The following is a 12,755-nucleotide window of genomic DNA, read 5'->3' on the forward strand; positions in this document are numbered from 1 at the left end:
CGAGCTCCGATAGAATATCGAATCTCGATGGCTGCTTAGTCTTTTTAATACTGTCTACTTGACAGGGATAAGACCATGAGACAGTCTTTTCTTCAAAAATTATTCTTCCCCAAAACGCTCAACAAGTGTTGCAAGTGTACGTACCATTGCACCTGTTGCCCCGGCCGGCCCTAAATCATTTGCTCCTGATGTTTCAGATGTTCCAGCGATATCTAAGTGTACCCACGGTGTATCTTCAGCAAATTCACCTAGGAATGTACCTGCCATAACCGCATGCCCTTCACGGCCTGGTGAGTTATTTAAATCAGCAAACTTACTGTTTCGAACGCGTTCTTTATCACGATCAAAAATCGGTAATTGCCAAATTGATTCATCCGTTTCCATAGAAGCTTCTAGTACTTGCTCAAACAACTCTTCATTGTTTGTCATTGCGCCTGTCGTATGATTTCCAAGTGCAACAATTACACCGCCTGTTAATGTCGCAACATCAATAAGGTAGTTTGCACCTAGTTTTTTCGCATACGTAATACCGTCCGCTAACGCAAGGCGACCTTCTGCATCTGTATTTAATACTTCAATTGTTTTTCCGCTCATAGATGTAATTACATCATCTGGCTTAAATGCTGTACCACTTACAACGTTATCAGTTGATGGAATAACAGCGATCACATTTTGCTCTGGGCGAAGTTCACCGATAATTTCCATCGCACCTAATACAGCAGCAGCACCGCCCATATCACCTTTCATACCGACCATGCCTTCACGTGGTTTTAAAGAATAACCACCTGTATCGTATGTGATTCCTTTTCCAACAAATCCAATGACATCTGTCCACTCTTCTTTTCCTTTATAAATAAGAGCAATCATTTTTGGCGGCTCTGTACTACCTTGGTTTACTGCAAGTAACGCACCCATACCAAGATCTTCCATCTCTTCTTTCTCAAGAACTTTATAATCCATATCATACTTTTCCGCTAACTCAACAGCATACTCAGCAAGCTTCGTCGCTGTTAATACGTTTGGCGGCATATTTACAAGTGTACGAGCCGAATTTGTTGCGCGTCCATGCACGTAGCCAACTGTTAATGCAGCTTCAATTTCCTGTGCATCTTCCGCTGTAATAGCCGTGAACTTCTCTAACTCTACACGATCCTTTTTATCTGATTTATACGTTTGTAATTCATATGTACCAAGACCTTGTACTTCTGCCGCTATATGAGCTACATCAATCACATCTAATTTCTCTGTTACGAAAGAATCCAGTAAGATTGCTGCATCTTGTACTTTTGCTGCCTGTAACGTTTTAAACGCCTTACCAAGAGCCACACGTAACGTTTCTGTCGTATAAGATTCTTTCTTTCCTAAACCGACGAAGTAATAGCGTTTTACATTTGTTTTTCCTAAACTATGTAATTTTGAAATAGCTTTCTTCTTAGTAGAAAGTTCTTTCTCTTCTAATAAAACTTGTAATTGCCCTTCAAACGCTTTGTCCAGTTCTTGTACAAAACTACTCGTTTTCTCTTCTTCAAATAAGGCAACAATTACCGCTTCATGACCTGCTAATTCTTTTTGTACTTGAAACATGTTCAGACCCCCTAAATTTCTCTACTCTGCCTTTATTATAACTTTATTTTCGATAAAATGCGACAATTCTAACTTCTGTTACATCCTATATAAAGTGAACCTTTAATCAGTGGTGTTTTTCTTCATCCCCCACTGATCATTAGCCTTCACCAATCGGGCTTTTACGGGCCACAAATAGCGGGGTAATCCATCTTTCTTCCATTTCTTCTATTATCAAATAAAAAAGTCTAGCGTAATTACCACTAGACTATCTTTGTTTTAAATATTGGCCACGAAACACTTGCATCGTTTCGTCTTCATTTAACATCGTTAACTCTTCTTCTGTAAACTTACCATTTCCTACCTTAACTACATATACATTTACTTTTTTCTTACCCCATTGGCTATAAACATCTTTCACCGTATCATAATATAAATCAAGACGATTTCCTTTTATAGCACCGCCCTTATCAGCGACAACCCCATATCCGTAATCTGGCACGAATAAAATCGTTCCAATCGGGAATACACGTAAATCCGCAGCGATTGTAGAATATAAATCCCTTTTCGCTTTAACACCTGAATATGTAATACCATACTCTGGATGTCCTGGACTCTTACCAGTTGACTCCACTCCTGACGTATAACCAGTTGCAGTCATTTCAATTGAACGATATTTAGACCAGTCGTTTGCCTGCTCTAAAGCATTTATCACTTCTTTACTCGGAGCAACATTTCTCTTAACTTCTGCTGCATGTACTTCTTTTGCACTCGTTCCCTCATATTTCTTTACAATCTCTAATAAAGAAACTCCTGTGAAAGCATTCCATGTTACGCATAATGCGGATACAAGTAAACAAGTCATCATAATGCGAATACAATATCGTTTTAACATTTTTATATGCCACACTCCTTCATCGTTAATCATTCCCTATACGATGAAGGAATATGCAAAAAAATAATCTCCAAATGAATTGGAGATTAAAACATTTGATATCCACTTTTCCGGAGTTTCTTAATTATGATTCCTGCTAATGCAGCACCTACTAACCCAGTAGATAAAATAAACACATCTGCTTGTCCTAAATGCGATACACTTGTCCCAAATGAAGAAAATGTTTCTTTTGGCTTTGAAAAATAATCCCACACACTCGCTTTATTAATAATAAGCATACAAACAATCGGATACACAATAACCATTACCCATGTAGCTCGCAAAATCATGTTGAGCAAAAATCCAATTCCAAAAAACAAAATAAAGAATAACATCATTGAAATAAGTAGTACCGGTATACTCACTCTTTCTCCCTCTCCTTCGCATGCGCCGTAAATACGTGATAGGCTGTATAACCAAATTGCTCTCCTGGATTTAATGTTTTGTCCATTTCAAGATGTAGTTCTGATCTTCTTTCTAGCAAATATTTAATAAGTACAGACGTATTGGGATCGTCAGCAATCGTCTCTGGATGTAAAAATGCTACTTCAGACAATTCCTTCTCCTGTACAATAATATTTTCCCCTTCAGGCTCCAAAAGGAAAATAATCATATTGTCACTAATTTCATTACGGATAACGCCCGACCGAATACCTATAATCCCCTTCACATGAGCGACAATACCTGTCTCTTCTAATACTTCACGTTTCACAGCTTCATCAACCGTCTCACCTTCATTTACAAAACCAGCCGGTAAAGACCATTTCCCCTTTAATCCACTGTATTTTTTCTTAACAAATAGCCACCTGCCATCTTTTGTAGCTACTAAACCACTAACAGCTAACCACACTTTCCCTCGTTTCTCCATGATGTAATAACCTCCTCCACCGGAACGGACAGAATATTCTTTCTTTTTATATATTATACTATATTTTTAATATGAAAAAAGCAGAAACAGCTCTTAGCCGTTTCTGCTTTTTCTATTATATATTAAAAGAACTTTAATTTACCTTTTTTAAGAACTAATAAAGGTCCACCTAATAAGAATAGGTAACGGTTATCAATTACTTTCTTCATGAAGGAAGCTTTCCAACCTGTTAACTTTTTACCCATAACAACGCCCATTGCATCGTCATGACCTAAAGAACATACAGATCCTTTATTGTCGAATGCGAATTTTTTCATTTCGCCCTTACCACGAACTAACACAGTTAAGTTATGTGCAATGTTGTAACCTTGTTGAATTGCAATTTGTGCTGTTGGTGGGTATGGACGGTTAATTTCTTCGTTAATGATTAACGCTGCATCACCAACCATGAATACATCTTCGTATCCTGGAGCGTGCATGTACTCATCGACTTTTACACGTCCGCGCATTGCTTCAAAGCCAGACTCTTCCACAATACCATTACCACGAACACCTGCAGCCCAAACTACTGTTTCAGACTTAATTAATTCAGTGTCATCGCCATTCGCAACGATAATACCTTCTTCAGTTGCTTCTTTAATTGCTGTACCGATGCGGAATTCTACACCTTTTTTCTCAAGTTGTTTTACAGCGTATTCTACTAACGCTGGATCGAAACCTGGAAGTGCTGTTGGAGCAGCTTCTACACAGATGATACGTGCTTTTTCACGTGGTACATTGTACTCTTTGCAAAGTTCAGGAACACGGTTTGCAAGCTCACCTACGTACTCGATACCAGTAAATCCAGCACCACCAACAACGATTGTTACTAACTCATCGCGTTTTTCAGTTGCATATTTAGCGAAACTAGCTTCCATATGCTCACGAATTTCACGAGTTGCATTAATGTTAGCGATTGAGAATGCATGCTCTTTTAATCCTGTAATTCCGAATGTTTCTGATTCGAAACCAAGACCAATTACTAAGTAGTCATACTCTAACTCGCCGTCTTTTAAGATAATGCGTTTTTCAGCAGCTTTAATTTCTACTACTGTATCTTGTACAAAGTTCACTTTATTTGTATCGATAACGTCTTGAATATCTAGACAGATTTTTTCATCTTGTAATGTACCAGCTGCACTCTCATGTAACCAAGTCGCTTGGTAGTGATAGCTGTTGTTGTTTACTAACGTAATTTCAGCTTCATTTACAGATAATGCTTTTTGCAGACGAACAGTCGTAATCATCCCGCCATAACCTGCACCTAAAACTACGATTTTTGGAGTCTTCACCAAATCACAACCCTTTTCTTTATATAATAGTAATGAAAAATAATACCAAGTACTAAAAACTCTATTTGTCAAGAATGTGGAATTTATCACATTCTATATCGTAACAAAACGCAGTCAAAAAATCGTACGAATTTTGTCATAGAAATTTAACATAATACTTCCCTATATTAGTCGGTTTTATTCCATAATTCAAGCACCTAGCGAATTATCAATATTTTAAAATAACATAGCGTTTACAAGGGTTTTTCAGCCTTTTTTTCATGTATTTTCCTTTCTGTATATTTTATACAATGTAAAAAACATCTATGCGGAAACTTACTTATAATTCAGTCGTTTTCAGAAGTATTATGAACTGAAATATGCTATCATTTATTTGAAAGTATCATCATTTGCAGGATTTTCATGTACATATGAACAATATATGAAATCAATATCAAAATTCCATCTATAGGGGGAATGAAAGTGGCAGAAAATCAAAAAGTTTACGACATAACAATTATTGGTGGTGGTCCAACTGGACTTTTCACAGCATTTTATGGCGGTATGAGACAAGCAAGTGTAAAAATCATTGAAAGCTTACCTCAACTTGGAGGACAATTATCCGCACTCTACCCTGAAAAATACATTTATGATGTAGCTGGATTCCCAAAAGTGCGTGCACAAGAGTTAGTTGATAACTTAAAAGAGCAAATGAAGAAATTTGATCCAACAGTTTGCTTAGAAGAAGCTGTTGATACGCTTGAGAAACAAGCTGACGGTATATTTAAACTTGTTACGAATAAACAAACTCACTATTCTAAATCAGTCATTATTACTGCTGGTAATGGTGCTTTCCAGCCACGCCGCTTAGAATTAGAGGGGACCGCAAAATACGAAAAGAAAAACTTACATTATTTCGTTGATGATATGAATAAATTTGCTGGCAAGCGTGTTGTTGTATTTGGCGGCGGCGACTCAGCCGTAGACTGGACGATGATGTTAGAACCGATTGCTGACAAAGTTACAATCGTTCATCGCCGTGATAAATTCCGTGCACATGAGCACAGCGTCGAAAGCTTAATGCATTCTCGTGCAGAAGTAAGCACACCGTACGTTCCAGTTGAACTCATTGGTGATGATAAAATTGAACAAGTCGTTCTTCAACACGTAAAAACAGAAGAAAAACTTATCATCGATGTTGATGATGTAATTGTAAACTACGGCTTCGTTTCTTCTCTTGGCCCAATTAAAAACTGGGGCTTAGATATACAAAAAAATAGCATTCTTGTGAATTCAAAAATGGAAACAAATATTCCTGGCATTTACGCTGCTGGTGACATTTGTACATATGAAGGAAAAGTAAAACTTATCGCTTGTGGATTTGGTGAAGCACCGACAGCAGTAAACAATGCAAAAGCTTACTTCGATCCAAACGCAAAACTTCAACCAATGCATAGCTCCAGTATGTTTTAATATAGAACTACGAAGAACCCTTTTCACATATGAAAGGGTTTCTTTTATATCTCCTCAAAAAATTAACACTTTCTAAAAAGCTCTACTTTTCCCCAAAAACATGTTACACTAAAACAGAACAAATGTTCTTATTTGAAAGGAGGAATTTTCATGATTAACGAACCTATTATCGTAAAAAAAGAAGCTTTCCAAGCAATCGGTGTTTCTCTTACAACGACAAATGAAAAAGAGGCGTCTACTGAAGGAAAAATCCCAGGGCTTTGGAACAAATACTTCCAAGAACAAATGATGCATCACATCCCAAATCAACAAACAAAGGAAACGTTCGCTTTCTATTCAAACTACGAATCAGATGAAACTGGTACATATAAATTTACAATCGGTATGCCCGTTTCTTCATTAAAAGACGTTCCTGAAAATATGACAACTTTAACAATACCTGCCGCTACATATGCGGTATTTACATCGAGAAAAGGCCCAGTTTCTGAAGTCGTGTGCGAAGCTTGGGAATACATTTGGCAATGGTCGAAAGAAAACAAACGTGCTTTTACAGCAGATTTCGAACTTTATGATGAAAAAGCGGTAGACCCAAATAATGTGCAAGTAGATATTTATATCGCATTAGCTTAAAGAAGATACTCTTTGGTATCTTCTTTTTTTTGTCGTTAAATAGCTACTGGGCAAATTCATTATTATTGTCTACAATGAGAAAGTGCAGTATAGAAATATTAGAAACTGTATAAAGTGAAACTATACTCAGTGGGGGTTTTGTTCATCCCCCACTGAGTATTAGCCTTCACCAATCGGACGTTTACGGGCAGTTGGTCTCCCACCTAACTTCTTTGCTCGAACCGAATTTTGAGGTGGGATTTTTACTGCCCGTTAACGCAGGATAAAACGATTGTTAATAGGTTTTTTAGTTTAAATTTGTCACATAGAAAGGAAGCAATATGGAGGAACTACAACAAAATAAAACTGCTTTAGAAGGAAGCGGAAAACCGTTATTAAAAAATACGAATTTCCTTTTTCTTTGGGCAGCTACTCTTTTTTCAAGCTTTGCTTTAGCCTTTTTTACTTTTTCACAAACGTGGTACATAGCAAAAACATTAAACCTTGAGGCTTCACTCGGTGTTGTTTTCGTAGCTCTTAGTGTTCCAAGGCTTATTTTTATGATTATCGGCGGCGCTGTAGCTGATAAATTCCCGAAAAAAAATATTATGTTTTACTCCAATATTATTCGAGCAATTCTTGTCGCAACCATTCTCACATGGTTCATCGTCGGTGATGTAACACTATATACATTTGCTTTATTCGCTTTATTCTTTGGACTTGCTGATGCTTTTTTCTGGTCCGCAGATGGATCTATTCTGCCAGAACTTGTAGAAAAAAGCCGCTTAACGCAGGCAAATTCACTTACACAAATGACGAATCAAGCGTCGGTCATCTTGGGCCCTGTACTTGGTGGAATTCTCATCAAATTTACGAACTATGAAACAATCTTTTCGATTACGATTTTACTACTGATCGTTGCGGCCATACTCGTCCAAAAAATACAATTTACGATGTCAGAGCAAAAAGATACCGACAAAGGCATGTTTACTTCTATTAAAGAAGGAATCTTATATGTAAAGGAATCACCATTCCTTTCAACTTTCCTTATTTGTAGCGCCTTTCTAAACTTATTTTTAATCGGTCCGATGCAAGTCGGTTTCCCGCTCTTCGTTAAAAATGTCCTGCACGGTGATTCACTTCAGTTCAGTTACTTAGAAGCTGCTGTTGGTGGTGGAATGGCGATAGGCGCTGTCATTGTCGGTTTAAAGAATATTAATCGTAGACGCGGCCTATTTTGCATTATCATGATGCTACTGTCTGGTATATTCTTCTTATCCATTAACTTTAGTACGGTACTTTGGCAGGCATTATTAGCTGGCATGTTTTACGGTATTACAATCGCAATGGCGATCGTTCCACTTATGGCAATGATTCAAGCAACTGTAAAAGAAGAGATGATGGGGCGTGTAATGAGTTTACTTATGCTATCATCAATGGGCTTTATCCCGCTCTCTTATGCATTCACATCCATTGCACTTGCAATAGGAATTCCAATCGTAACCGTTATGAAAAGCGGTGCAATCGCCGTTATCGTCTTCGTACTATTTGTAGCGATTCGTGTTCCAGTTGTAAGGAAATTCGATTAACAAGCAAGAGTCATGTATTATAAGCATGGCTCTTTTTTAAACGGATCAAATAGATGTAGTCCCTTTCTCCTCCTTAATGCTGCTCCCCACTCTAATCCAACCTCAAAAAATAAATCTCGCACTGTACTGTACAAAAGTGCCCCAATATCTTTACGAATTTCCCCATATTTATGTGCCCTCACAACACTTTTCACGCGCCAAATGAAATTTCTGTTCACTTCTTCATCAGCTAATATTTGCTCTAATAAAACACCTTGCTCTAATAAGCCACTCTTTTTATACGCAAGTTCCACCTTACTCCAAAATATATTAATCTTCTTCGGATTACTTGTCATCGGCACCAGTGCGTATATAAAAGACTTCGGTATATCATGACGGCAATACGTTTCATCAAGCTCATACGTTATTTTTCTTTTCTCTTTTATTTGTGGAATGTTTTTAAAAAGAATTGTTTCCCCCTCATATTTTTGCTCATTTTTACTACAGCCAGCTGCATAATCCTCAATTTCACATGCGGACATTTTCATACGGTCATCCATGCGGTCAATTGCAGATATAAGAAAAATATATAAGTTCGCACTATACCCGCCGCGCTTATGTCTTTCTTTTGTCGCAACACGCTTTATAATTCCTAGTTCCTCTAACTTTGCAATGGAGCGGCGTACTGTACGAATACTCTTTCCAACATTCGTCGCAATCGTCTCCATTAGCGGACAAGCAACTCCTACTGTTTTCTGTTTCTCATTCACCGCATACTTTCCTAAAAAATGAATAATGGTAGCATCCGTTTTATTTAATTGAAATCGATAATATATCAAAACTTGTTTTTGATATATATTAAACTCCTCTTTACTTCGAAATTCACTATATGGTTTCATTAAATTATATAAGCTTCCCATTCTTATCACCTCATTTATAAGTAAGAAGCAGGAAGAGAAATTGGCGTGATAGTTAATATTTCTTTATTGGAGATGAAAATATGATTGTAATTAGCGCTTGTTTAGGTGGTATCGCTTGTCGTTATGATGGGAATGACAATCTCGTTTCAAAAATAGAGGAGCTTCTGCACAAAGAAGATACAGTCCTCATATGCCCTGAAGTATTAGGAGGACTACCGACGCCTCGTCCTTCCGCTGAAATTATTGGTGGGAATGGCGCTGACGTTTTGGACGGAAAAGCGAGAGTGATGACAAAAGATGGAGAAGATGTCACAGAGGCTTTCGTAAATGGTGCTTATAAAGCATTAGAACAACTTAAAGACTTACACCCAGAATATATTATTTTAAAAGAACGTAGTCCATCTTGTGGTAGTTCTACAATTTACACTGGAGAATTTAACGGGAATAAAAAAACTGGTTATGGGGTAACAACTGCTTTATTCAAAAGACATGGATTTACAGTCATTTCAGAAGAGGATTTTGAGAATATAAAAAGGAATTGACCCTGTTCGTCAATTCCTTTTTTCTTTCTTATTTTGCACCTAATTTTTCTTTAACTTTCGCTGGAAGCTCGTCTTTTTTCACTTCTTCCCAAGCTGTTACACCTTTTTTATCTGAATGGTACAAGCGTAAGAATGCTTCTTTGCGAAGATTTTTTACAGCTGTAAATTCTAATTCTTTTTCTTTACCTTCTTTATCAAATGCAGGTAGCTTATACTCGAATGATTTGTGTATCTCACCGTTATCAGCTTTTTCCTTCTTCTCAATTCCATCAGTCGTAACTTGAACGTAATACTCATCTTTACCCATACGGTTTAAATCACAACCAACTAATAAACTTGCAAATACAACTAAAATACTAAACAGTGCAATGTATCTTTTCATTTTCCTTCACCTCAAATGTTTTTTCTTATATTCTTATCTTAAAGCTCAGGCTTTAAAGAAGAAATTCAAAAACATGACATGAACATTACACTTTTGTAAGATAATAATTATTTCTTCACTTTAGAAATAGTCATTCCAACACCAATTGGAACGAGGACAGATTCTCCCTTCGGATCAGTTGCTACTACTTCATTAAACTTCTTCATACACATCAGCCAACTTCTAATTATGCAAAAGACAAAAATCGTAAGAAAATAGATAAAAAATAATAATTCCTTACTCAACCAACTAACGATTTTGTTTTCAATATGTGAAAAGGGATTTGTAAACGATGAATTGAATATATATTTATTATTTTCTAACTTTTGGATGAAAGTTTTTTTATTACATAAATTTCATTATTTCCTAATTTAAAGTTTTCGAGGGGAGAAATAATATGAATCCTATTTTATTAGATGTTCCGTTACAAATAGAAACAGACAAACTCATTCTTCGAGCACCACTGCAAGCAGGTGAAGGGAATGTAGTACATAAAGCTATTAAAGATTCAATTCATGAATTAAAGCAATGGTTGTCTTTATTCCAGTCCATTCCTACTGTTGAAGAAACGGAAATTCTCCTTAGAAATGCACATATAGATTTTTTGAAAAGAGAAAGCTTTCGCTATCTTATCTATCATAAGGAGACGAATAATTTTATCGGAACTGCTAGCCTTCACGCGATTGATTGGAAGGTTTCTAAATGTGAAATTGGATACTGGATTAACACCCAATTTAGTGGCAATGGATATATGACAGAAACAGTAAGTGCGTTAATAAACCTTGGATTTCAGTTATTCAAATTTAGAAGGATTGAAATACGATGTGAACGTAATAACACAAAAAGTCGTGCAATTCCTGAAAAATTTGGTTTTGAGCTTGAAGGGATATTACGTAATGAAGATCTTTCAGCTGACGGCAAACAACTAACTGATACCTGCATCTATGCAAAGATAAATTAGATTAAGACTTTAAAACTCGTTGCACAACATATCTTGAGGCTGATTTCTAAATTTAGAAGGTGGCTTTTTGATTTTTCACGACAAAAGAAAAGACCTCCTTAACGATTGTATTCCATCGCTAAAAAGGTCTTTCTCTATTTCTGCCAAAAACTTAGCACTCTTCTGGCTTACCAGCATTCGTCGCTGTACGGAAAGATGATCCACATCCGCATGATGCGATTGCGTTTGGATTATCAATTGTGAATCCGCCGCCAAGCATTGATTGTTTATAATCAACTTTTACTCCTTTAACAATTGGAGCACTTTCTTTATCGATAACAAATTCAACACCGAAAAATTCAAGAACTGTGTCGTCTTCTTTTGGTTCTACTTCAAATCCTAAGCCGTAAGAAAGTCCACTACATCCGCCGCCGTGTACAGCAAGGCGCACGTACTTCTCTCCATCTTCAGCATCTTTTAACATATCTTTAATTTGAAAAGCTGCTTGTTCTGTTACTTCAATCATGAAATACACCATCCTTTCTGTTCTCATTCTATTATACATCTTTACGCTTCTATCTTGTACTCATACACTCCGCGGCAAATTACTTCCGCAGGTCCTTTCATTAACACATTTCCTTCTTCTGTCCATGCAATCATTAAATCGCCGCCAGCTAAATGAACTGTAATCTCTTTAGCATGTTCCAGCTTTCCATTTAAAATAGCAGCTACAACTGCAGCACATGCTCCTGTCCCGCAAGCTTGTGTTACACCAGATCCACGTTCCCAAACACGGAAGTTCATCTCGTCATCATTCAAAATTTCGATAAATTCAACATTTACTCGCTCTGGGAACATTTCATGTGTCTCAAGGACTGGTCCAAGTGTTGTAAGTGGCGCTTTTTCTACATCATCAACAAAAATAACCGCATGCGGATTCCCCATTGAAACAGCTGTAAATGCATAACGATGATTATTGTATAAGAAGTTTTCACGAATAAACGGTGTTTCACCTTCACCAAGCATCGGGATTTCTGCACGTGTTAAACGTGGTGCTCCCATATCGATTTTTGCTAATGTAACTACACCATCTTCTACCGTTACTTCAGCCGTTACAATTCCGGCTAACGTTTCAATTGTGAAAACTGTTTCTTCTACTAGTTTATGCTCATACGCATATTTCGCTACGCAGCGTAAACCGTTGCCGCAGCTCTTCCCTTCTGAACCATCGTTATTAAACATGCGCATTTTCACCGGAGCTACGTCAGAAGGACAAATTAAAATCATTCCATCTGCCCCAATACCAGTATTAATATTTGAAACTTTTTCCGCCACAAGAGCTAAATCTTCTTCAAGAATTTGTTCCTCAAACATATTTACATATATATAACTATTGCCAAGACCATGCATTTTTGTAAAAGAAAATTGGCTCATTTGTATTCACTCCAAAAATAATTTGTTATTTTAAGTATAGAATGCATGCTTTTAGAACACAATATGAATGTCCCCCGTTTCTCATATTTGACAACATTTGGCGATGAGCCATTCTTGCACAAATTGTGTAGGAAAAAAGCCCTTCTAAAAGGGCCTTTTTTTATTTATATTCC

Annotated in this window: 15 protein-coding genes; 5 read left to right on the forward strand and 10 right to left on the reverse strand. The window is 36.9% G+C overall.

The window, feature by feature from the left end; all coding sequences use genetic code 11:
• Nucleotides 1-99: 99 nt before the first annotated feature.
• From pepA to JDS81_RS25630, 5 genes are all read right to left on the reverse strand, one after another.
• Nucleotides 100-1,584, reverse strand: a complete 1,485-nt coding sequence (gene pepA / locus JDS81_RS25610; protein WP_097954503.1) for a cytosol aminopeptidase — start codon at nt 1,582-1,584, stop codon at nt 100-102.
• 247 nt (nt 1,585-1,831) lie between these two features.
• Nucleotides 1,832-2,458, reverse strand: coding sequence for a 3D domain-containing protein (locus JDS81_RS25615; protein ID WP_002156546.1), 627 nt, complete (start codon nt 2,456-2,458; stop codon nt 1,832-1,834).
• A gap of 86 nt (nt 2,459-2,544) precedes the next feature.
• Nucleotides 2,545-2,862, reverse strand: coding sequence for a YuiB family protein (locus tag JDS81_RS25620; RefSeq protein ID WP_097954505.1), 318 nt, complete (start codon nt 2,860-2,862; stop codon nt 2,545-2,547).
• Nucleotides 2,859-3,365 (reverse strand): NUDIX hydrolase, encoded by a 507-nt coding sequence (locus JDS81_RS25625; RefSeq protein WP_000415305.1) that lies wholly within the window; start codon nt 3,363-3,365, stop codon nt 2,859-2,861. Before JDS81_RS25625 ends, JDS81_RS25620 begins: the two co-directional genes overlap by 4 nt.
• A 122-nt stretch (nt 3,366-3,487) precedes the next feature.
• The gene (locus JDS81_RS25630) at nt 3,488-4,696 is read right to left on the reverse strand and encodes an NAD(P)/FAD-dependent oxidoreductase (protein WP_000856606.1); all 1,209 of its coding nucleotides are present in this window, start codon (nt 4,694-4,696) and stop codon (nt 3,488-3,490) included.
• 462 nt (nt 4,697-5,158) lie between these two features.
• Between JDS81_RS25630 and JDS81_RS25635 the strand changes: the two genes are divergently transcribed.
• The 3 genes from JDS81_RS25635 (at nt 5,159) to JDS81_RS25645 (ending at nt 8,346) form a co-directional block, all read left to right on the forward strand.
• On the forward strand, nt 5,159-6,148 hold the full coding sequence (locus tag JDS81_RS25635) for an NAD(P)/FAD-dependent oxidoreductase (protein WP_141499533.1): 990 nt from the start codon (nt 5,159-5,161) through the stop codon (nt 6,146-6,148).
• Nucleotides 6,149-6,298: 150 nt separating this feature from the next.
• Complete coding sequence (locus JDS81_RS25640; RefSeq protein WP_097954507.1) at nt 6,299-6,778, forward strand: GyrI-like domain-containing protein; 480 nt, start codon at nt 6,299-6,301, stop codon at nt 6,776-6,778.
• A gap of 320 nt (nt 6,779-7,098) precedes the next feature.
• Nucleotides 7,099-8,346 carry an MFS transporter gene (locus JDS81_RS25645; protein WP_000391933.1) on the forward strand — a complete coding sequence of 416 codons (1,248 nt, stop codon included), beginning with the start codon at nt 7,099-7,101 and terminating at the stop codon, nt 8,344-8,346.
• Nucleotides 8,347-8,363: 17 nt separating this feature from the next.
• Here JDS81_RS25645 and JDS81_RS25650 read toward each other — a convergent pair whose 3' ends face one another.
• A complete protein-coding gene (locus JDS81_RS25650; RefSeq protein ID WP_097954508.1) occupies nt 8,364-9,245 on the reverse strand; it encodes a helix-turn-helix domain-containing protein in 882 nt (293 codons plus the stop codon).
• Between the two features lie 80 nt (nt 9,246-9,325).
• Between JDS81_RS25650 and JDS81_RS25655 the strand changes: the two genes are divergently transcribed.
• Nucleotides 9,326-9,787: a 2-thiouracil desulfurase family protein gene (locus tag JDS81_RS25655; protein WP_097954509.1), complete on the forward strand. Its 462-nt coding sequence runs from the start codon at nt 9,326-9,328 to the stop codon at nt 9,785-9,787.
• A 28-nt stretch (nt 9,788-9,815) separates the two neighbouring features.
• Here JDS81_RS25655 and JDS81_RS25660 read toward each other — a convergent pair whose 3' ends face one another.
• On the reverse strand, nt 9,816-10,169 hold the full coding sequence (locus tag JDS81_RS25660) for a YxeA family protein (protein WP_097954510.1): 354 nt from the start codon (nt 10,167-10,169) through the stop codon (nt 9,816-9,818).
• Nucleotides 10,170-10,276: 107 nt separating this feature from the next.
• Nucleotides 10,277-10,381, reverse strand: a complete 105-nt coding sequence (locus JDS81_RS25665) for a methyltransferase (RefSeq protein ID WP_097954511.1) — start codon at nt 10,379-10,381, stop codon at nt 10,277-10,279.
• A gap of 224 nt (nt 10,382-10,605) precedes the next feature.
• Between JDS81_RS25665 and JDS81_RS25670 the strand changes: the two genes are divergently transcribed.
• Entirely contained in the window at nt 10,606-11,169 is a 564-nt protein-coding gene (locus JDS81_RS25670) for a GNAT family N-acetyltransferase (RefSeq protein ID WP_097954512.1), read from the forward strand.
• Between the two features lie 151 nt (nt 11,170-11,320).
• Here JDS81_RS25670 and JDS81_RS25675 read toward each other — a convergent pair whose 3' ends face one another.
• The gene (locus JDS81_RS25675; RefSeq protein WP_000573824.1) at nt 11,321-11,674 is read right to left on the reverse strand and encodes a HesB/IscA family protein; all 354 of its coding nucleotides are present in this window, start codon (nt 11,672-11,674) and stop codon (nt 11,321-11,323) included.
• Between the two features lie 41 nt (nt 11,675-11,715).
• Nucleotides 11,716-12,582: a diaminopimelate epimerase gene (gene dapF / locus JDS81_RS25680; protein WP_097954513.1), complete on the reverse strand. Its 867-nt coding sequence runs from the start codon at nt 12,580-12,582 to the stop codon at nt 11,716-11,718.
• Between the last annotated feature and the right edge of the window lie 173 nt (nt 12,583-12,755).

It is taken from the genome of Bacillus cereus group sp. N31 (assembly GCF_016483245.1).
Taxonomy (GTDB): Bacteria; Bacillota; Bacilli; order Bacillales; family Bacillaceae_G; genus Bacillus_A; species Bacillus_A toyonensis.

Coding starts and splice junctions, on each gene's coding strand:
- JDS81_RS25645 (WP_000391933.1), top strand. CDS start 7,099: ATGGAGGAACTACAACAAAATAAAACTGCTTTAGAAGGAAGCGGAAAA.
- dapF (WP_097954513.1), bottom strand. CDS start 12,582: ATGAGCCAATTTTCTTTTACAAAAATGCATGGTCTTGGCAATAGTTAT.
- JDS81_RS25640 (WP_097954507.1), top strand. CDS start 6,299: ATGATTAACGAACCTATTATCGTAAAAAAAGAAGCTTTCCAAGCAATC.
- JDS81_RS25665 (WP_097954511.1), bottom strand. CDS start 10,381: ATGTGTATGAAGAAGTTTAATGAAGTAGTAGCAACTGATCCGAAGGGA.
- JDS81_RS25625 (WP_000415305.1), bottom strand. CDS start 3,365: ATGGAGAAACGAGGGAAAGTGTGGTTAGCTGTTAGTGGTTTAGTAGCT.
- pepA (WP_097954503.1), bottom strand. CDS start 1,584: ATGTTTCAAGTACAAAAAGAATTAGCAGGTCATGAAGCGGTAATTGTT.
- JDS81_RS25615 (WP_002156546.1), bottom strand. CDS start 2,458: ATGTTAAAACGATATTGTATTCGCATTATGATGACTTGTTTACTTGTA.
- JDS81_RS25660 (WP_097954510.1), bottom strand. CDS start 10,169: ATGAAAAGATACATTGCACTGTTTAGTATTTTAGTTGTATTTGCAAGT.
- JDS81_RS25655 (WP_097954509.1), top strand. CDS start 9,326: ATGATTGTAATTAGCGCTTGTTTAGGTGGTATCGCTTGTCGTTATGAT.
- JDS81_RS25650 (WP_097954508.1), bottom strand. CDS start 9,245: ATGGGAAGCTTATATAATTTAATGAAACCATATAGTGAATTTCGAAGT.
- JDS81_RS25670 (WP_097954512.1), top strand. CDS start 10,606: ATGAATCCTATTTTATTAGATGTTCCGTTACAAATAGAAACAGACAAA.
- JDS81_RS25675 (WP_000573824.1), bottom strand. CDS start 11,674: ATGATTGAAGTAACAGAACAAGCAGCTTTTCAAATTAAAGATATGTTA.